The sequence below is a fragment of the Niveibacterium sp. genome, from assembly GCF_041909475.1.
Taxonomy (GTDB): domain Bacteria; phylum Pseudomonadota; class Gammaproteobacteria; order Burkholderiales; family Rhodocyclaceae; genus Niveibacterium.
Map to the genome: position 1 here is coordinate 55,351 of NZ_JAYRDJ010000020.1, position 18,235 is coordinate 73,585.

19 protein-coding genes are annotated in these 18,235 nt (G+C 62.4%); 15 read left to right on the top strand and 4 right to left on the bottom strand.

From position 1 onward, the window contains the following. Window positions 1–51 precede the first annotated feature (51 nt). From ACE3P0_RS13935 to argB, 9 genes are all read left to right on the top strand, one after another. Complete coding sequence (locus tag ACE3P0_RS13935) at window positions 52–318, top strand: FmdB family zinc ribbon protein (RefSeq protein WP_374403279.1); 267 nt, start codon at window positions 52–54, stop codon at window positions 316–318. Beyond that, a complete protein-coding gene (locus tag ACE3P0_RS13940) occupies window positions 318–935 on the top strand; it encodes a DUF502 domain-containing protein (RefSeq protein ID WP_374403281.1) in 618 nt (205 codons plus the stop codon). The genes ACE3P0_RS13935 and ACE3P0_RS13940 overlap by 1 nt, the downstream gene beginning before the upstream one ends. Window positions 936–1,146: 211 nt before the next feature. Further along, window positions 1,147–2,931, top strand: coding sequence for an aspartate--tRNA ligase (gene aspS / locus ACE3P0_RS13945; protein WP_374403283.1), 1,785 nt, complete (start codon window positions 1,147–1,149; stop codon window positions 2,929–2,931). Between the two features lie 166 nt (window positions 2,932–3,097). Next, the gene (locus ACE3P0_RS13950; RefSeq protein ID WP_374403285.1) at window positions 3,098–4,729 is read left to right on the top strand and encodes a response regulator; all 1,632 of its coding nucleotides are present in this window, start codon (window positions 3,098–3,100) and stop codon (window positions 4,727–4,729) included. A gap of 69 nt (window positions 4,730–4,798) precedes the next feature. Beyond that, a complete protein-coding gene (locus tag ACE3P0_RS13955) occupies window positions 4,799–5,158 on the top strand; it encodes a ribonuclease domain-containing protein (protein ID WP_374403286.1) in 360 nt (119 codons plus the stop codon). Then, entirely contained in the window at window positions 5,155–5,580 is a 426-nt protein-coding gene (locus ACE3P0_RS13960) for a barstar family protein (protein ID WP_374403287.1), read from the top strand. The genes ACE3P0_RS13955 and ACE3P0_RS13960 overlap by 4 nt, the downstream gene beginning before the upstream one ends. Then, entirely contained in the window at window positions 5,577–6,089 is a 513-nt protein-coding gene (nudB, locus tag ACE3P0_RS13965) for a dihydroneopterin triphosphate diphosphatase (protein WP_374403288.1), read from the top strand. Before ACE3P0_RS13960 ends, nudB begins: the two co-directional genes overlap by 4 nt. A 137-nt stretch (window positions 6,090–6,226) precedes the next feature. Next, a complete protein-coding gene (locus ACE3P0_RS13970; protein WP_172204050.1) occupies window positions 6,227–6,640 on the top strand; it encodes an Hsp20/alpha crystallin family protein in 414 nt (137 codons plus the stop codon). A gap of 97 nt (window positions 6,641–6,737) precedes the next feature. Further along, complete coding sequence (argB, locus tag ACE3P0_RS13975) at window positions 6,738–7,628, top strand: acetylglutamate kinase (RefSeq protein ID WP_374403290.1); 891 nt, start codon at window positions 6,738–6,740, stop codon at window positions 7,626–7,628. A gap of 79 nt (window positions 7,629–7,707) precedes the next feature. Here argB and ACE3P0_RS13980 read toward each other — a convergent pair whose 3' ends face one another. The 4 genes from ACE3P0_RS13980 to ACE3P0_RS13995 form a co-directional block, all read right to left on the bottom strand. After that, window positions 7,708–8,481 carry a tetratricopeptide repeat protein gene (locus tag ACE3P0_RS13980; RefSeq protein WP_374403291.1) on the bottom strand — a complete coding sequence of 258 codons (774 nt, stop codon included), beginning with the start codon at window positions 8,479–8,481 and terminating at the stop codon, window positions 7,708–7,710. Window positions 8,482–8,549: 68 nt separating this feature from the next. After that, a complete protein-coding gene (locus ACE3P0_RS13985; RefSeq protein WP_374403292.1) occupies window positions 8,550–9,392 on the bottom strand; it encodes a hydrolase 1, exosortase A system-associated in 843 nt (280 codons plus the stop codon). Beyond that, window positions 9,389–10,231 (bottom strand): hydrolase 2, exosortase A system-associated, encoded by an 843-nt coding sequence (locus ACE3P0_RS13990; RefSeq protein WP_374403293.1) that lies wholly within the window; start codon window positions 10,229–10,231, stop codon window positions 9,389–9,391. The genes ACE3P0_RS13985 and ACE3P0_RS13990 overlap by 4 nt, the downstream gene beginning before the upstream one ends. Then, the gene (locus ACE3P0_RS13995; RefSeq protein WP_374403294.1) at window positions 10,228–10,476 is read right to left on the bottom strand and encodes an acyl carrier protein; all 249 of its coding nucleotides are present in this window, start codon (window positions 10,474–10,476) and stop codon (window positions 10,228–10,230) included. Before ACE3P0_RS13995 ends, ACE3P0_RS13990 begins: the two co-directional genes overlap by 4 nt. Window positions 10,477–10,601: 125 nt before the next feature. On the opposite strand from ACE3P0_RS13995, the gene ACE3P0_RS14000 reads away from it, so the two are divergent. The 6 genes from ACE3P0_RS14000 (at window position 10,602) to ACE3P0_RS14025 (ending at window position 18,216) form a co-directional block, all read left to right on the top strand. Next, window positions 10,602–11,813, top strand: coding sequence for a DegT/DnrJ/EryC1/StrS family aminotransferase (locus ACE3P0_RS14000; RefSeq protein ID WP_374403295.1), 1,212 nt, complete (start codon window positions 10,602–10,604; stop codon window positions 11,811–11,813). Then, the gene (locus ACE3P0_RS14005) at window positions 11,798–13,030 is read left to right on the top strand and encodes a glycosyltransferase (protein ID WP_374403296.1); all 1,233 of its coding nucleotides are present in this window, start codon (window positions 11,798–11,800) and stop codon (window positions 13,028–13,030) included. Before ACE3P0_RS14000 ends, ACE3P0_RS14005 begins: the two co-directional genes overlap by 16 nt. A gap of 85 nt (window positions 13,031–13,115) precedes the next feature. Further along, the gene (locus ACE3P0_RS14010; protein ID WP_374403297.1) at window positions 13,116–14,183 is read left to right on the top strand and encodes a GNAT family N-acetyltransferase; all 1,068 of its coding nucleotides are present in this window, start codon (window positions 13,116–13,118) and stop codon (window positions 14,181–14,183) included. Next, complete coding sequence (locus ACE3P0_RS14015; protein WP_374403298.1) at window positions 14,176–15,498, top strand: 3-deoxy-D-manno-octulosonic acid transferase; 1,323 nt, start codon at window positions 14,176–14,178, stop codon at window positions 15,496–15,498. The genes ACE3P0_RS14010 and ACE3P0_RS14015 overlap by 8 nt, the downstream gene beginning before the upstream one ends. After that, window positions 15,495–16,940, top strand: a complete 1,446-nt coding sequence (locus ACE3P0_RS14020; RefSeq protein WP_374403299.1) for a lipopolysaccharide biosynthesis protein — start codon at window positions 15,495–15,497, stop codon at window positions 16,938–16,940. The genes ACE3P0_RS14015 and ACE3P0_RS14020 overlap by 4 nt, the downstream gene beginning before the upstream one ends. A gap of 22 nt (window positions 16,941–16,962) precedes the next feature. After that, on the top strand, window positions 16,963–18,216 hold the full coding sequence (locus ACE3P0_RS14025; protein WP_374403301.1) for a polysaccharide pyruvyl transferase family protein: 1,254 nt from the start codon (window positions 16,963–16,965) through the stop codon (window positions 18,214–18,216). The last annotated feature ends 19 nt before the right edge of the window (window positions 18,217–18,235 follow it).

Genomic DNA, 18,235 nt, shown 5'->3' on the forward strand with positions numbered 1-18,235 from the left:
TCAATGCTGCGATGCGCTAGAATTTTGGGCTTGATTTTCAGGAGCTTAGCCATGCCGATCTACGAATACCGCTGCGCGGACTGCGGTTTCCAGAAGGACGTTCTGCAAAAGGTTTCAGATGCGCCACTGACGACCTGCCCGTCCTGTGGACATGAAGCGTTCGGCAAAGCGCTGACGGCAGCCGGCTTTCAGCTGAAGGGCTCGGGTTGGTACGCAACCGATTTCAAGGGTGGCAGCACCAGCGCGAAGCCGGCCGAGACGGCCAGCACGGATACACCCAAAGCCGCCGGTTGCGGTGGAAACTGCGCCTGTCACTGATGCCGTTCAAGAAGTATCTGATTGCCGGGTTGCTGATTTGGGTGCCGCTGACGATCACGGTCTGGGTCCTCCACCTGATCGTCGGGACGCTTGATCAGTCCCTGCTGCTGCTGCCGGCAGCGTGGCGCCCGGAGCGTTTTCTCGGGTTCGCCATACCCGGACTGGGCGCCCTGCTTACGCTGCTGGTCGTTGTGCTGACCGGCGTCGTCGTAGCCAACTACTTTGGCCAACGCATTCTCGGCTTCTGGGAAGGCCTCCTTGCGCGCATCCCCGTCGTCAAGTCGATCTACTCCAGTGTCAAGCAGGTCTCGGACACACTGTTCGCACCAAACGGCCAAGCCTTTCGCAAGGCGCTGCTGGTGCAGTACCCACGTGAGGGCAGTTGGACCATCGCGTTCCTGACCGGGGCGCCAGGTAGAGAAGTCGCGGCTCACTTGCCGGGTGAACATGTCAGCGTTTACGTGCCAACCACGCCGAATCCGACATCGGGCTTCTTCCTGATGATGCACAAGGAAGCAGTTGTTGAACTCGACATGACGGTCGACGAAGCGCTCAAGTACATCATCTCGATGGGCGTCGTAACGCCTGGTGGCCACCACGGCGGGCACAAGCGTTGACGCGATCTGACTGTTCAGGACAATGGGTCGCCGGCCATAAGCCCAGTCCAATGACCCGCCGGCCCAATCGTCGGCGAAATCGGCCGGGTTGAATGCCTGGCTCGCATTCAGCCCTGAGCGTCAACCCGACGCCACCGCGCCCGAATCAGAATGCCTGCTGCCGCGCGCTTCATGGCAGCAAAAGAACAAATAAAGCACTCCGGAGTTTTCCATGCGTACCTGTTACAGCGGCCTCGTCAGCGCCGCCCATCTTGACCAAGTCGTAACCCTTACGGGCTGGGCCCATCGTCGTCGCGACCACGGCGGCGTGATCTTCATCGACCTGCGCGACCGCGAAGGCCTCGTGCAAGTCGTGTGCGACCCCGACCGCGCCGACACCTTTGCGATCGCCGAATCGGTCCGCAACGAGTTCTGCCTCAAGGTTGTCGGCAAAGTTCGCCGCCGCCCAGAGGGCACGACCAACGCCAACCTGGTGTCGGGTGAAGTCGAAGTGCTTTGCCACGAACTGGAAGTGCTGAACCCGTCGGTGACGCCGCCGTTCCAGCTCGACGACGACAACCTGTCGGAAACCGTGCGTCTGACGCACCGCGTGATGGATCTGCGCCGCCCCTACATGCAAAAGATCATGCAGCTGCGCTACCGCACCGCGCGTGCCTTCCGCCGCTTCCTCGACGAGCAAGGCTTCATCGACATCGAAACGCCGATGCTCACCAAGAGCACGCCGGAAGGCGCGCGCGACTACCTGGTGCCGAGCCGCGTGCATGACGGCCAGTTCTTCGCGCTGCCACAGTCACCGCAGCTCTTCAAGCAGATGCTGATGGTCGCCGGCTTCGACCGTTACTACCAGCTGACCAAGTGCTTCCGCGACGAGGATCTGCGCGCCGACCGCCAGCCGGAATTCACCCAGGTCGATATCGAAACCTCGTTCCTGACTGAGACCGAGATCACCGCGATCATGGAAGAGATGTTCCGCACGGTGTTCAAGGAAGCCGCCGGCATCGACCTACCCAACCCCTTCCCGCGCATCAGCTACGCCGATGCGATGGCGAAGTACGGCTCGGACAAGCCGGATCTGCGCGTGACGCTGGAACTCGTCGACGTGGCCGACGCGCTGCAGGACGTCGCCTTCAAGGTTTTCGCTCACGCCGCGGCCGACCCGACCTGCCGCGTCACCGCACTGCGTATCCCGGGCGGCGCCGCACTGTCGCGGGGCGAAATCGACGGCTACACCGAGTTCGTGAAGATCTACGGCGCCAAGGGTCTTGCATACATCAAGGTCAACGATGTCACGCAACCCAACGAGACCGGCCTGCAGAGCCCGATCGTCAAGAACATCCATGAACAGGCGCTGCGCACGATCCTAGAACGCACCGGAGCGCAGTCTGGCGACCTGATCTTCTTCGGCGCAGACAAGGCAAAGATCGTTTCGGATGCACTGGGTGCACTGCGTATCAAGATCGGCCACGAAAAGGGTCATGTTGACGGCCGCGCCTGGGCGCCGGTGTGGGTTGTCGACTTCCCGATGTTCGAATATGACGAAGACGAGAAGCGCTGGAACGCCTGCCACCACCCCTTCACCTCACCGAAGGACGAGCATGTGGATCTGCTCGCCACCGATCCGGGCAAGTGCCTCGCGAAGGCCTATGACCTCGCGTTGAACGGCTATGAGGTAGGCGGCGGGTCGGTCCGTATCCACCGCGAAGATGTTCAGTCGAAGGTTTTCTCGGCCATTGGCCTGTCGAAGGACGAGGCGGAACTCAAGTTCGGCTTCCTGCTAGACGCACTGCGTTATGGCGCCCCGCCGCACGGCGGCCTGGCCTTCGGCCTGGACCGCGTCGTGATGCTGCTGGCTGGAACTGATTCGATCCGCGACGTGATTGCCTTCCCCAAGACCCAACGTGCCCAGTGCCTGCTGACGCAGGCCCCAAGCCCGGTCGACGAGAAGCAACTGCGCGAACTGCACATCCGCCTGCGCAACGTTCAGCCGGCGGCCTGACCCTCGCGTCGCGCCAACACAGCGGCCGCGCCTCCAATCGGAGCGCGGCCGTTTTGTTTGATCTCACGACGGGCGCTCTCACCCCACCGAGCAGGTCGTGTCGGAATGCCTCAAGCCCCTTGGGTTTGCTGCCGTTGACCGGTGCACTCAGGCCGAGGGGCGCAACATGGCGGGCAAGGTCGAGGATCTCACCGTCCTCGTAGTCGAAAACCAGAGCAATATGCGCACGCAATTGCGCAACATGCTTGCGACTTGCGGCATCACGAAGCTGCAGGCAGCTCAGAGTGCGGGCACGGCGATCCGCAAACTGCGCGACGAAGTCTTCGACATCATCCTGTGCGAGTACCACCTCGGAGAGGGCCAGGACGGGCAGCATTTTCTCGAAGACATCCGCAACCATCATCTGATCCCGCTCTCGACACTGTTCATCATGGTCACCGGTGAACGCAGCTACGAGCGGGTGGTCGGTGCGGCAGAGCTGGCACCGAACGATTACATCCTCAAACCCTTCGCCCCCGATCTGTTACGCAACCGCCTTGAGCGCGCGCTGAACAAGCGCGAAGCCTTCATGCACGCCTGGCAGTTGGTCGAGGCAGGCAATGCCGCCGACGCCATCACCGCCTGCGAGGAAGGCGAACTGAAGTACCCGGCCTACGCAATTGACTTCCTGCGCTTACGAGCGGAGCTGCTGGCAAATACGGGCCGCGCGGAAGACGCGCAGGCGGTTTACGAAAAGGTGCTGGAGCGTCGCGCAGTTCCCTGGGCCAAGCTGGGCCTCGCCAAGGCGCTGCACATGCGCAAGCGCTACGACGAAGCGGAGCAGGTCCTGATCGGCCTGCTCAACGAAAGCGAGCAATACCTCGACGCCTGGGACTGGCTTGCTAAAACACGGGAAGCAGTCGGAGCCCTAGCCGAAGCGCGCGCTGCGCTTGAAAAGGCATCCGAGCTCTCGCCTCACACCCTTCGGCGCATGCGGCGGATCGGCGAGGTGGCGCTGGAGCTTGGCGATCTGGAAACCGCCGAGCGCACGCTCAACGAGGTGGTGCGCAAAGGCAAGTACTCGGATTTTCGCGACCCGGAGGATCACGTCAAGCTTGTCAAAGCGCAGCTGGGTGTGGGTGCGTCGGATCGCGCCAGCGCCACCATGCGGGATCTGGAACGTTCCATGCAGGGCTTGCCGAAGACCGAACTTTGCAAGGCGCTGTCCTCGGCGATGGTGTTTGCCCAGCAAGGCGACAGCGCAAAAGCGACGGAGGCCGCCGAACGCGCCGTCAACCTGCTTGATCCTCGCCTGGGTGCGACCACTGCGCTGAAGAAAGACCTCGCCAAGGTGTGCATCGAACAGAAGCTCGAAACCCAGGCGGCGGACGTGGTGATGGACATCATGCGCAATGCGGCCGACGATGCCGCGGTGGACGGCGTCACCAAGATGCTCGGCGAACTCGGGCGCCCGGAACTTGGCAGCAGCCTCGCGCAGAAGATGAAGAGCGAGGTGCGCGACATGATGGGCGAAGGCGCCCGCATGGCGCAGCGGGGCGACTACGAAGGCGCGGTCACGCACATGCTGGAAGCGGTCCGGCGCATGCCCGGCAACACCATGGTGCTCTACAACGCTGCACTCGCACTTCTGAAGTACATCGAGCACTGCGGCTGGGATGCCCATCACGCCGAACAGGCACGAGGCCTCATCGACCGACTGCAAAAGGCTGACCCCGGCAACCCGAAACTCGGCGCGCTGCACCTTTATTTCGACGGACTGGTCAAACGCTTCGGCGCGCGCAGCGACAAGCGCGGATAGCCGGCGGACAGCCGCCGAGGCCCTGCTACACTGCCGGCGCGCGCATTCCGCCAACTCCAGTTTCCAGCCATGCTCCGTCACCTGATACAAACCCTAGCGATCGCAGCAGCCTTGGCGACCGGTGTCGCGTGCAATGCGCGCGAGGCGCCCCACATTGGTGACGTGGCGATCGCCAAACTGCCGCCGGAGGCGCAGCAGGCCCTTCAGCTGATCCAGCGTGGCGGGCCATTCCCGTACCGCAAGGACGGTGTGGTGTTCCAGAATCGTGAACGTCGCCTACCCGCTCAGGAGCGCGGCTGCTACCGTGAATACACGGTGCCAACACCCGGTGAGCGCGACCGCGGCGCGCGCCGAATCATCACAAGCTGTGATGGTGCCAACTACTACACCTCAGACCACTACCGCAGCTTCCGGAGAATCCGCCCATGACAGGCGCCAAGCCCATGCCGGTCCTGGCCGGTGTATTTCGCTGCAGCGCCGAACAGGCCAGCGCGCTTCTGCGCGAGGCCGAGGCACAGCGCTATCTCACGGCGTCGATCGATCTACCGCCCGAAGTCACGCCCGCAACACTGTTTGAAGGCTTCGCTTCCGCGCTGCGTTTTCCGGAATGGTTCGGTGCCAACTGGGATGCGCTGTCGGACTGCCTGACCGACCTCAGCTGGCTCGACGAGTCGGGCTACCTCATCACGCTGCGCGGATACCGCAACGCATTTCCCGGCGGCAATAACGACTCGGAGACACTCCAAAGCGTCCTCGAAGATGCCTGCGTGTATTGGCAAGAGGAAGGCATCCCTTTCGGAGTGCTGGTCGAAGACGGCCCCGCCGCGATACCTGAGCTCCCGACAAAATGACCTACAAGAAGCCCGTCTCGGTGCTGGTGGTGATCCACTCTCCCGCGCTGGAAATCCTTCTGATCGAACGCGCGGCGCATCCCGGCTACTGGCAGTCCGTCACGGGCAGCCAAGAGGACGACGAGCCCCTGCCGACCACTGCGACCCGCGAAGTCTTCGAAGAAACTGGCATCCACGCCGCGGCGGGCGCACTTCAGGATTGGCAGCTGAGCCAGCAATACGACATCTTCCCGCAGTGGCGCCACCGTTACGCACCGGGCGTCACGCGCAACACCGAGCATGTGTTCAGCCTCTGCGTGCCGCGAGACACGCCAATCGTGCTCGCGCCGAACGAGCACCGGGCGTGGCGCTGGCTACCGCTGCGCGAAGCCGCAGAGGCCTGTTTCTCGTGGAGCAACCGCGACGCAATCCTTGCCTTGCCGCAGCGGTTTACAGCACTGAGCGGTGCCTCCGTCCAGCCGAAACACGCGCCACAGGGCCAGAACCAGTCAATAAAAACAAACACATAGCACCGGCCCCGGGAATTGACGAAAGGCAAACCGCAAAAGCCATCGGCTTGCGACTGCAAATGCGCGCGCTACATTCAAAGTAGGAAGCGGGCCAAAACAAGGGCCGGCATTCCTGAATCACAGCAACGGAGGACATCATGGCCAATCTGATTCGACATGATCCGCTGGACGACCTCTTCCGTGGCTTCTTCGTACGCCCGGTGGAGTTTGCCCAAGACACCGAAGCGCCGAGCATCAAACTTGACGTCAAGGAAGCGGCTGAGAACTTTACTGTCCACGCCGAGCTGCCCGGCGTAAAGAAAGAGGACATCCATGTCCATATCGACGGTCCGATCGTCTCGATCGCCGCTGAACGCAAGGAAGAAAAAGAGATCAAGGAAGGCGAGAAAGTGCTGCGCACCGAGCGCTACTTCGGTAAGGTCAGCCGCAGCTTCCAGCTCGGCACCGACATTGATGACGCTCGCGCGGTCGCCAAATTCAACGACGGTGTCCTTGAATTGACGCTGCCGAAAAAGGCCACGACACAAGCGCGCCGCCTGACAATCAACTGATCCTTACAAACTCATCCCCCACGGCGGACGGCTTTGGCCTTCCGCCGTTTTCGTTTGCGCTAAACTCGCGCAGTTCTTTCCGTTTCCTGGAATCGCAATGTCCGACCTCGAATCCCTCGCGCCGGCACTCAAGGCCAGCGTGCTCGCCGAAGCGCTCCCCTACATCAAGCGCTTCTTCGACAAGACCATCGTGATCAAGTATGGCGGCAACGCCATGACCGATGCGAACCTGAAAGACTGCTTCGCTCGCGATGTCGTCCTGCTCAAACTGGTCGGGCTCAATCCCGTTGTCGTCCACGGCGGCGGCCCGCAGATTGACGACCTGCTCAAGCGCATCGGCAAGCAAGGGCAGTTCATTCAGGGCATGCGCGTCACCGACGAGGAGACGATGGACGTCGTCGAAATGGTGCTCGGCGGTCATGTGAACAAGGAAATCGTCAATCTGATCAACCGACATGGCGGCAAAGCTGTCGGCCTGACCGGCCAAGACGGTAACTTCATCCGCGCGCGCAAGCTGCTGATGCCGAACAAGGACAAGCCGGAAGAGATGATCGACATCGGTCTCGTCGGTGAAATCACGTCGATCGACCCGAGCCTGATCAGTTTCCTCGACCAGGGGGACTTCATCCCGGTGATCGCACCGATTGGCGTCGGCGAAGAGGGCGAGACGTACAACATCAATGCCGACGTCGTCGCCGGCAAACTGGCAGAGATCCTGAAGGCGGAGAAGCTGGTTCTGCTGACCAACACGCCTGGCGTGCTCGACAAGGACGGCCAATTGCTGACTGGCATTACGCCGCGTGAGATCGACGAAATGGTCGCTGACGGCACGCTGTCCGGCGGCATGCTGCCGAAGATCCACTCCGCGCTGGAAGCCGCCCGCAACGGCGTACGTTCGGTGCACATCATCGACGGCCGCGTCGAACACTGCCTGCTGCTTGAGATCCTTACCGACCACGGCGTCGGTACGATGATCAAGAGCCGCTGACGCAGCGCCACGCCGCTGGCTATAAGAAAAGAGCCACGTCAAACGTGGCTCTTTTTCGTTCGACCCACCAACCTGGCAACTATGGCGCCTTCGTCGGCGCAGCACCAGTAGGTGCGGATTGCACGTTAGCGGGCTGTGACTGTGCAGCTACGGGCGCAGACTGCGTCGCCGCTGGCGCAGACTGCTCGACGGCCGGCGGCGGCAGGTCGCGCCACGCCCCCACGCGCTTGAGCTTCTCGCGCAGCCCCGGCAGTGGATAGTTCAGCGCGTATGCTTTGTGTGCGTAGCGCAGCGAATCGTCGTAGCGCTTCAGTTCGAAGTACGCCAAACCCAGGTTGTAGTAAAGGTTCGGATCGTCGCTCTCTGCTTTTTCGGCCTGCTGGAACAGATCGACCGCTTCCTGCTGTCGTCCCGTCTTGAGCTTGTAGATACCCCACAACATCTTGACGACCGCGTCGTCCGGGCGCCAGCGTGTACCACGCTCGAACCAGCAATCAATGCTGTAGCGCGAGCCGACCGGCTTGGTCTTTTTCTCCTTGAACGATAGGTTCATCATCGCCAACAAGGCACGGTGATGATTCGGGAAAGCCCGCAGCGTGTAGTCGATATCGTGCCCGGCAGTTGTCGAGGTCTTACCCCGCACCAGCGCCTCCACTTCCGGCGTGAAGTGCGCCCCCTCCACGAGTTGAATGTTGCTGTGGCCGCCGTCGGAACCAACAGTCTTGCCAACCTCGCTTCGGTAATCAAACGGGCCAAATGCGTTCGCCAACTCACCGCACATGAAGCTCATGGATTCGTCGGCGAAGGCGGTGCTCGCAACGGAAAGCAAGGCCACACAAAGCAAAGATCGCATCAAGGAAGACACTCCGATCTGAAAACGAGCCTGAGACGGGCCAATCACGGATCTACAGCCGCTAACGTTCAATCCGGGAAGTTGGACATCAGCCAACGCATGGTGACGTCCTCCACTTCACCGCGCCACTGCGCCGACGAGAAAGTGTGGTTGGCAGCAGCAATCGCGTGATGCGTAAGCTGACACCGAGCAAGGCCCTGCGCAAGATAGCCGGACTCGGCAGCGCGGAGGAATTCCGCTGCTGTGAAGTCGTTACCGGACGTAATCAACAGCACCGGTTTTGCGACACGCGTAAGGCTAACGCCGAGGCGATCCGGCAGGCTGTCAGTCGGGGCTGGTCCTGCCATCCCGGCGCGACGCGCGTGGCTGACGTTTGCGACGAACTCGCGCAAACGTCCCAGCAGATCCATCTCGCCGCCGAGCAACTTGCGCCAGAAGTCCGCCGACATGAAACGCTTGCCGTAGTAGTTCGACACCAGCGCGGCCGCTTCGCCGGCAACCGTCCGCACCCAGGGATTGAGCATCACCAGCCCGCTGATCGAGGCCTGACCCGCTGCGTAGAAGGCCGACGCTGTCGCACCGTCGCACAGGCCCCATAGAACGACGTGTCTGATAGAGGGTACGCGCTGTCGCAGCGCCGCCACGGCGGCATCAACGTCGTCCGAGACCTGCTCGAAATCGCGGGGTTCGCCGCCTGAATCGCCCATCCCGCGGTAATCGAATCGCAGGCACGCAACCCCGCCAAGCGCCAACGCACGAGCCAGCAGAACGAACTGCCGGTGGGAGCCAACGCGCGTCTGCGGTCCGCCGACCACAACCACTACCCCAACGGTGGGCGGGCGCTCGGGCGTGGCGAGAACGGCCGTCATCGGCACGCCCTCGCAGTCAATCACAAAGGCCTGCTCAATCACGCGGCCTCCAGTGAAATCACACGATTCAACGTGGAGATCAGTGCAGTAGGGAGCGCCGGTACGGCCTCGATTTCTTGCGTCTGCCAGAAGGCGGGCCCGGCCAGGGTTTCGGCACAGACTTCCGCGCCATCTGCCCGCAGGCGCTCAGCCACGCGCACCGCTGCCGGCGGCAACTCAGCCCCCGCCACGCTGCCGATCTCGATCCAGCCGACGCGCGACACAGCACCGTGCAAAGCAAACTCGCACGCCTCGATGCCTGAGGCGAGGGCTGGTGACAAGCCGTAGCCAGCAATCTCCACCGTTTCGCCGCGGCCAAGCTGTTCACGCAAGCCGCGGGTGTCGATCCGTGCGCTGGCGTCCGAGCCCAGTTCGCTAGCCGCCCCGATGCGCAGAAACTGCGTCAGGGCCAGTTTGCCGGAGGTAACGGGGTTCAACAGCAGCACCGCATCGGGCCGGAGTCCGCCACGAAGTGCATCCGCGATCAGCAATGCTCCGAAGCGCAGGCCACACATCACCAGTGGCACGTTGCCGGATGCCTCGTCGCAGAAACGCCGCACGTCGGCAAGCCAGATATCCCAGCTCGCCTCAGAGAAATCGCCCGCGCTGTCTCCCGTGCCGAACACGTCACCAAGCAGCACCCGCCAGCCCGAAGCTGCCGCCGCGCGGGCGCATTCGCTAAGCATGCGGCGCGACTTGTTGGCCTCTTCAGCAAACGGCTGAAGCAACACCAAACAACCGCGGCAAGCGCCCGAGGCCGGCGCAAAATCCAGCACGAAACGCCCGCCACCAGGCCCGGGCAGGAAGCCCGGTCGGCCAACCACGGCGGAAGGCGATGTCACGACAGTTTGGCGTCGATCAGCTTGGCAAGACTGCCGAAGCTCGCAAACGAGGAGCCATCGATCTCGTCATCATCGAACACCAGCCCGAAGCGCTCTTCGATCGCACCGATCACCCCCACCACGGCCATCGAATCGAGTTCAGGCAGAGCCCCAAGCAAAGGCGTTGCGTCTTCAAACGCCGCAGCGCGGCCTCCCAGGCTCAGCAGCTCATCCAGAATGGCTGCCAGTTCCTTGCGAATATCCAAGAGATTCCCCAAAACCGTGAACAGGCGGGCGCCAAGGACTTAACGGCAACCCGGAATGCAAGCCCCGTATTATAGGGATGCGAGGGGTGTGCCCTCGTGACAAACTGCCAGCACAAACCTCCACGATGCCCGTACCGCTCCGCGCACTACCCGTTCCCCGGCTTCCGGTACTCTCCTGGCGCTACTTTCTCGATCGACGCGCCAGCCCATTGCCCGCCGTCACGGATGCGGGGCCGGTGCTGCCAACCACCAGCGGACGCGCCGCCATTGCGATCGCCCTGAAGGCCCTTGGGTGCGGCCCCGGGCAACGCGTTCTGGTTCCGACGTACCACTGTCCGACCATGGTCGCCCCTATCGTGGCACTCGGGGGAACGCCGGTGTTCTATCCGATCAATGCGGACGGCAGCGCCAGGCTTGATGCGCTGGAACAATTGCTGAAGGAAGGCGCCACAGCGGTCATCGTGCCGCACTACTTCGGCCTGCCCCGGCCGATGCGTGCGATCCGCGCGCTCTGCGATCGCTATCGCGCAGCGCTGATTGAGGATTGCGCGCACGCATTCTTTGGCCGTGTGGATGGTCGCGGCATTGGCGCTTGGGGCGATTTTGCGATCGCCAGCCTGACCAAGTTTTTTCCGGTAACCGAAGGCGGTTGCCTGATCCGGCATCATCCCGAAGCGCGCGACATCAAACTCGGGCAACGCAAGCACACCGTGAATCTAAAGGTGGCGCTCGATGCGCTGGAACTGGGCGTGATGCACCACCGCCTGGCGGGGCTGAACGTGCTGCTGGGCGGCCTCGTCCGCGCCAAGCATCGCCGCAAGGGCGAGCCAACGCAGGCACACCTTGCACCGGTTGCCCCGGTCGATCTGCCCACTGCAACCGCGCGCGCGGAGGCGGATTTCGCCGAGCAGGCACTCCCCTTCCGCAAGATCGCCTCGGCCGCCTGGCGAATCGTCAAGGCGGGGGGTACGGGCCGCATCGTCGCCAGGCGCAAGGCGAATTTCAACAAGCTCGCTAAGGCGCTGGCGCAACTCAAGGGCGCTCGGCCCCTCGTCATGCAAGCAGGGGATGACGCAGCACCGTACGTTTTTCCGCTTTGGGTCGATGAGCCCGAGCGGGTTTATCAGGCTGTCCGCCGCAGCGGGGTGCCGGTATTCCGCTGGGATGACCGTTGGCCCGGCACACCGGAGCTTGCCGACGATGTCGGCGGCGCATGGTCCCGCCATGTATTCCAGATCGGCTGCCATCAGGATTTGAACGCCGCCGAGCTGGCCTGGATCGTTGAGACCCTCAAACAGATCATTGAAGAAGGAGTGACACCTTGCGCAGGGTCCTGATGGTTGCCTATCACTTCCCGCCCCTCGCAGGGAGCAGCGGCATCCAGCGCACGCTTCGATTTGTCCAGCAACTGCCGCAGCAAGGCTGGGAGCCGATCGTCCTCACTGCCAACCCGCTTGCCTATGACCAGACGAGCGAGGATCTGCTTGCCGAAGTGCCCGCGCAGACACCGGTCTACCGCGCATGGGCGCTGAATACATCCAAGCACCTTGCAATCGCCGGGCGCTATATGGCCAGCATGGCACGACCGGACCGCTGGGTCAGCTGGCGACTTGCGGCCGTTCCGCTCGGCATGCACCTGATCCGCAAGTACCGGCCAGAGCTGATCTGGAGTACTTACCCGATCGCGACGGCCCATCTGATTGGCGCACGGCTTACTGCGCGCAGTGGCATCCCCTGGGTTGCCGACTTCCGTGATCCGATGGCGCAGCACGGCTACCCTGCCGACCCCGAAACATGGCGGCAATTCAAGCAGATCGAGACGGACGCGATCAGGCATGCGGCGCGCTCGGTCTTCACGACACCGGGCGCCGCGGATGAATATCGCCGCCGCTATCCTGAGCACGCGAACAAAATCACGGTGATCGAGAACGGCTACGACGAGTCGAGCTTCAGCGGCGCACCAAGCGCGAGCAGCGCGCTGGCCCCCGGGAAGTTCACACTGCTGCACAGCGGCATCGTCTACCCCTCCGAACGGGATCCACGCCCGCTCTTTGCGGCGCTGGGGCGCCTGAAGCGCGAAGGCGTGATGCCTGCAGACCGGTGGTCGATCCGCTTTCGCGCGTCCGATAACGACGAGATGCTGGGCGAACTGGCGCGCAAACACGACATCACCGATCTGATCACGCTGCTCGCGCCGGTGCGATACCGCGAAGCGCTTGGCGAAATGCTCGCCGCCGACGGATTGCTGGTGATGCAAGGGCGCGGCTGCAATGCGCAGATCCCCGCAAAGGCCTACGAGTACATCCGTGCAGGACGCCCGATCCTGGGCCTTGCCGACCCCGCTGGCGACACCGCAGGTCTGCTGCGCAGCGCCGGCGTGCAAACGCTGGCAGCACTTGAGGACGAAGCAGCCGTGGAGGGCGCGCTGAGGCAGTTCAGCGAGCAGTTGCGCAGCGGGCGCACCTCGCGGCCCTCGGACACTGTCGCCAGATCCCATTCCAGGGAGGCCCGAACCCGGGAACTGGCAGCACTCTTCGGGCAGATTGCCGGCTGATTGCAGCCGGCAGGTGATTTGTTCCTTGGCCCCACCGCCAACACCCACATAGGATCACGGGCCTCGCACAGGAGTCTTCGCAAAAATGACAATCGCTTGGTCAGTTCAACCCACCGAGACGTTTCCTGGCCTCAGTGCCGAGTGGGACGAACTGGTGGGGAAGATCGGCGAACTGCCGTTCCTGGAATCGCGCTTCCTGGGCCCCTTGCTTGAAGTGTTTGGCAAGGGTCACGAGCGCATCGCCCTCGCCCGCCGTGACGGCACGCTTGTCGCCGCCGCCATTCTCGAACCGAAGGGATTTGCACAGTGGCAGACCTTTCAGCCCTCTCAGCTGCCGCTTGGTGCATGGATTGCGCTTCCGGGCGAACCGCTCGGGCTACTGACCAAGACGCTTGCCGCAGCGCTGCCTGGGCTCTGCTTGGGGCTCGGCCTCACGCAGCTTGACCCATGCTTCTGCAAGCGCCCGGCTGATGAGCCCAATTTGCGTTCGCTCGATTACATCGATACAGCGTGGGTCGATGTACAGGGGAGCTTCGCCGACTATTGGAGCCAGCGAGGCAAGAACCTGCGCAGCAACGTCAAGAAACAGAAGACGAAACTTGCTGCCGATGGCATCGATGCGCAGCTCGATATCCTGACGCGACCCGAAGACGTCGCTGCCGCGATCAACGAATATGGCCGCCTTGAGGCCACCGGCTGGAAGGCGGAGACCGGCACTGCGGTCTCCGAGGGCAACGCCCAGGTGCAGTTCTACCGCGCGATGATGGAGCACTTCTGTGAGGCCGGGCGCGGCCAGGTCTGGCGTTACCGCTTTGGCGACACGATCGTCGCCATGGATCTCTGCATCAGCGCCGGCAATACGCTGGTGATTCTCAAGACAGCGTTCGACGCGGCACACAAGGCAGTCTCCCCCGCCACGCTGATGCACCACGACGCATTCAATGCGATCTTCGATGCCCAGCAAATCCGCCGCATCGAGTTCTACGGCCGAGTCATGGAGTGGCATACGCGGTGGACGACCGAATCGCGCACGCTGTTTCATGTCACCGCCTTCCGCTGGTCGAGCCTGCATCGCCTGCGCGACTGGGTTGCAGCACGGCGCGCCCCGAATGCGGCCACCACGCCCGCTGTAACGAGTGAATCGCATGCGTAAGGACGCCGCATCGCGGCTGACAGTGGGCCTGAAACTACGTTGGCAGCTGTTCAATGCGCTGACGCGAATCACGGACCGCGCCACCACGCCATCGGATATCGTGCCGGCGAACGTTAACGCGAAGCCATCGCTGTGGATCTTCGTCTCGACCATCGGTGAGCTGCATGCCACCGCGCCCTTTCTCAACACGCTGATCGACAACGCCAGCGCGGAAGGCAAGGAAATCGTCCTGCTTACCGACCGGGACGGCTATGCAGAGTCGTACCAGAGCCTCTTCCCGCATGCGCACGTCGTCCGCGTCACCGGCAGTCAGCATCAAGCCAAAGAACTCGCAGCGCACTTTCGCCCCACTCTTTTCGTCATTGCCGAGATCCCGTGCTGGCCGTCCGATGCGCCGTGTCGCCTGCCCTTCGGTTTCCTCTACGAAGCGAAACGCCTCGGCGCGGGTACCGCACTGATCAACGGCTGGATCTACGGCTACCCGACCTCCTGCCGTGCAGATGCGATCGAACGGCGCCTGTTCCAGCGCGACTGGCTGCGCCTGATCGACGTGGTGTGTGCGCAGAACGAACGTGTGGCTCATGCACTGCGCGACGCTGGCGCACACCTGGTTCACATCACCGGCAACATCAAGTTCGATGCGCTCGACACCTTGCCGCGTCCGCTCGAAAACACGCGCAGCCCGCGCATGCTGCAAGCGATACGGTCTTCGGGGCGCCCGACGATCGTCGCCGGCTGCGTGACTGAAGCCGACGAACGCGATCTCGTGCTCGCGGCATTCGAGTCCATCGTCAGGGCGGTGCCGCGTGCGCTGCTGGTGCTCGCCCCGCGTCATCCGGAAAACCCCGGGGTCATGCAGTCGCTACGCGAGCGTTTGGGCGCCAGCGGGATGAATTTCGTCCTCCGCTCGGAATCCGGCGACCAGGAGCTGAACGAGAACGTGACCGTACTCGTACTCGACACGATGGGCGAGCTGCGCGACTTCTACGCGGTCGCATCGATCGCGCATGTCGGTCGTGACCACAACATTCTTGAACCACTCGCCTATGCGTGCCCGGTCAGCGTCCGGCCTGCATGGAACAGCACCTATCCGAGTTTCCCGGTATACGAGTTGACCCGCGACGGCGGCTTGGTGATCGAGTCAGACGATCCGCAGATGCTTGGCTCCCGCTGGCAAGCGCTTCTCACCGACGCAGCGCTCCGCAACGGGCACACCAAAGGCATCCGCACGCTGCTCGACCACGCGCAAGGCGCCACCGAGCGGACCTGGTCGGCCCTGCAAGGCATCGCCTCTGCAACACGGGGGCAAGGATGACCACCGTTCGACAGGCGCTCGGCCTTGCGGCAACACAGCGCCTGCTTGCCTTCGCGATCAATCTTGGCACCACGATGACGATCGCCCGGCTCATCACCCCAGCGGAGAGCGGCATCTACTCCCTGGCCGTGGGACTGGTCGCAATCGTCCAGATGTTCCGCGACTTCGGCGTCGGCGAATACTTGGTGCAGGCTCAGGAACTCACCGAGAAAACCATACGCTCGGCTTTCGGCATGTCCCTGCTGCTGGCGTGGACCTTGGGCGGGTTGCTGCTTGGAGCCGCCATTCCCGCTGCGCACTTCTACAAAGAAGCGGTGGTCGCAGACGTCGTACGGATTCTTGCGATCAACTTCTTTCTGGTTCCCTTCGGTTACATCACGCACGCTCTGCTTACACGCGAAATGCGCTTCGGCACGATGCTGATCATCCAGACCAGTAGTGCGCTTGTGGGTTCCATCGCGGCGATAGCCTTGGCTTGGTGCGGGTTTGGTGCAATCGGACTAGCGTGGTCACTGGTTGCCGCCATGCTAGCCAATACCCTGATGCTGCTTGCAGTTCGACCGGCGAGCGTGGCATTCAGACCAGATTTCTCCGCATGGCGGAAGATCGGTGGCTTCGGCTTATACAAGACCAGTGGGATGCTGCTGGAACAACTTGCGCGCCGCACGCCGGACTTTGCACTTTCCCGCTCGCTCGGGTTCTCAGCCTCGGGCCTATATAGCCGTGCCAACGGGCTTGCCGATACGTTTGGCGACTTTGTCGTTGGGACGGTTTATCGGGTGGCGCTACCGCAGTTCGCGAAAATCAAGAATGAAGGCGCCGAACTGGGGGCGACCTATATCGAAACCTACCGAATGTTTGCGTGTATTCCCCTGTCGTTCTTCAGTTTCATGGCGATCTACGCAGAACCGGTCATCAACGTACTATTCGGCCACCAATGGCTACCTGCAGCACCTGCGATGTCGCTAATAGCAATCGCGGGATTGCTCTCCACGCCGGTCATGCTGGCGGCACCCGCACTCACGGCCACGGGTTCAATCGACAAACTGTTCCAGGCGCAGTTGGTTGCGAATCCAGTCCAGATTCTCGCCATCTCCATCGCCGCCACGTTCAGCATCGAAGCGGTCGCGCTCTGCATGTGTGGAATGAGCGTATTGCGGGTAGTGCTCTACCATCGGCAAGTTAAGCGTGCCCACAACGTGGCGCTATCGGCGGTACTGCATGCGCTCTTGCCAAGTTTGGCGGTTGTGGCGGGAGCACTGCTTTCTCCTGTGCTATTCCTCGAGTGGGCGCGCACTCACAGCCTTCCGGCACTGCTCACGGCCTCCGCAGGCGGCGCCATGTTTGTCGCTGGCTGGTTGGCCTGTCTCTACACTTTCAGGCATCCCTATAGAGCGGAAATCGGCCGCATGTATCGCCAACTCCGCACAAGACGTAGTTGAGTGGATGACTTCGGGGTCCTGCGTGCAATCGACCAACAGAACATTGTTGCTGCTCAATACGGGAGCCGGCGAGAACCTCGGCGACCGTGCGATGCTGATCAACACTGTTCGCCTTCTACGCGAACGGCATCCGGACTGGACGTTACTGGTCAGTTCACGAACGCCAGCCTTCATTGCCGAGGAGTACCGTCTCACCCCGGTTAGCTTCATGATCGATTGCCTGAGTCGGTGGGCCGGCAGGCATCACGGCGCATCCGCGCATAAATGGACAAGCCTGTTCCACGCAACGCTGGGTTCGATTGAGTTTCTCCTGCTCGCCCTGGTCACCATAACCTGCCAGGCAATTTCGTATCGCCCTGCAGGCCGTTTCATGGAGGCGGAATTTCTGCGGTCGCTACTGGACGCAGACGCGGTTTACTTCGTGGGTGGCGGATACCTGACCGACCAAGGCAAGCTGGAGTGCCGCGCACTACTGACGACAGGCCTGTTGGCCACCTGGCTCAGGAAGCCAGTCGTGCTGAGTGGCCAAGGATTGGGGCCATACTCGACGGCTATCACGCGATGGCTGCTTCGGCGCGTTGCGACACGAGCCACAATGATGGGCCTTCGTGACGCAGGAGAGGGGCAAGCCCTGCTGGCTTCGCTCGGGGTTCCGGGTATTCATGTCGAAACCGTCTGCGACGATGCCCTGACCTTGCCTGCACATCACTCCGTGGAGGCAGAGTCAAGGACCATCGGCATCCACTGGCGAGTCTCGCCACATCAAGCGGACACGGCGCGCGTGCAACAGACTCTTGAGGACACGCTGGATAAACTCGCGCGCAACGGCTGGACGATCCTGCTGTTCCAGTTCCACGAACGCGAAAAGTACGAAGCCGACATCTATACACACTGGCTCGCATCGGGACGTTGGCCCAAGGCCCAAGTGATCCGGGATCTCGACCCGCGCGTGCTGCGTGCAGAAGTTGCTCGATGCACAGTAGGACTGGGCATGGCCTATCACTTTTCGGTGTTCGCCCTCTCCGCAGCAGTGCCGGTGCTCGGCCTTTGGCACAAACCGTACTACCGCGACAAGATCGCGGGCTTGATGACAGCATTCGAGCACCCGGAATGGGCGCTGGATGACAGAAATATCTCATCCGAACAGCTGTATGCAGTGCTCACACAAATGGCGAGCTCCGACTGCCGCGCAACGCTACGCGCCCGCGGGCGCGCACTGGCAGCGACCCACCAAGACTGGCAGAACCGTCTCGACGCACGTCTCTCTGTCCTGTAGCCATTACAGCCTTGATGCC

What these genes read in the sequence shown, in the direction of transcription:
- ACE3P0_RS13935 (WP_374403279.1), top strand. Translation starts at nt 52, where the DNA reads ATGCCGATCTACGAATACCGCTGCGCGGACTGCGGTTTCCAGAAGGAC.
- ACE3P0_RS13940 (WP_374403281.1), top strand. Translation starts at nt 318, where the DNA reads ATGCCGTTCAAGAAGTATCTGATTGCCGGGTTGCTGATTTGGGTGCCG.
- aspS (WP_374403283.1), top strand. Translation starts at nt 1,147, where the DNA reads ATGCGTACCTGTTACAGCGGCCTCGTCAGCGCCGCCCATCTTGACCAA.
- ACE3P0_RS13950 (WP_374403285.1), top strand. Translation starts at nt 3,098, where the DNA reads ATGGCGGGCAAGGTCGAGGATCTCACCGTCCTCGTAGTCGAAAACCAG.
- ACE3P0_RS13955 (WP_374403286.1), top strand. Translation starts at nt 4,799, where the DNA reads ATGCTCCGTCACCTGATACAAACCCTAGCGATCGCAGCAGCCTTGGCG.
- ACE3P0_RS13960 (WP_374403287.1), top strand. Translation starts at nt 5,155, where the DNA reads ATGACAGGCGCCAAGCCCATGCCGGTCCTGGCCGGTGTATTTCGCTGC.
- nudB (WP_374403288.1), top strand. Translation starts at nt 5,577, where the DNA reads ATGACCTACAAGAAGCCCGTCTCGGTGCTGGTGGTGATCCACTCTCCC.
- ACE3P0_RS13970 (WP_172204050.1), top strand. Translation starts at nt 6,227, where the DNA reads ATGGCCAATCTGATTCGACATGATCCGCTGGACGACCTCTTCCGTGGC.
- argB (WP_374403290.1), top strand. Translation starts at nt 6,738, where the DNA reads ATGTCCGACCTCGAATCCCTCGCGCCGGCACTCAAGGCCAGCGTGCTC.
- ACE3P0_RS13980 (WP_374403291.1), bottom strand. Translation starts at nt 8,481, where the DNA reads ATGCGATCTTTGCTTTGTGTGGCCTTGCTTTCCGTTGCGAGCACCGCC.
- ACE3P0_RS14000 (WP_374403295.1), top strand. Translation starts at nt 10,602, where the DNA reads ATGCCCGTACCGCTCCGCGCACTACCCGTTCCCCGGCTTCCGGTACTC.
- ACE3P0_RS14010 (WP_374403297.1), top strand. Translation starts at nt 13,116, where the DNA reads ATGACAATCGCTTGGTCAGTTCAACCCACCGAGACGTTTCCTGGCCTC.
- ACE3P0_RS14015 (WP_374403298.1), top strand. Translation starts at nt 14,176, where the DNA reads ATGCGTAAGGACGCCGCATCGCGGCTGACAGTGGGCCTGAAACTACGT.
- ACE3P0_RS14020 (WP_374403299.1), top strand. Translation starts at nt 15,495, where the DNA reads ATGACCACCGTTCGACAGGCGCTCGGCCTTGCGGCAACACAGCGCCTG.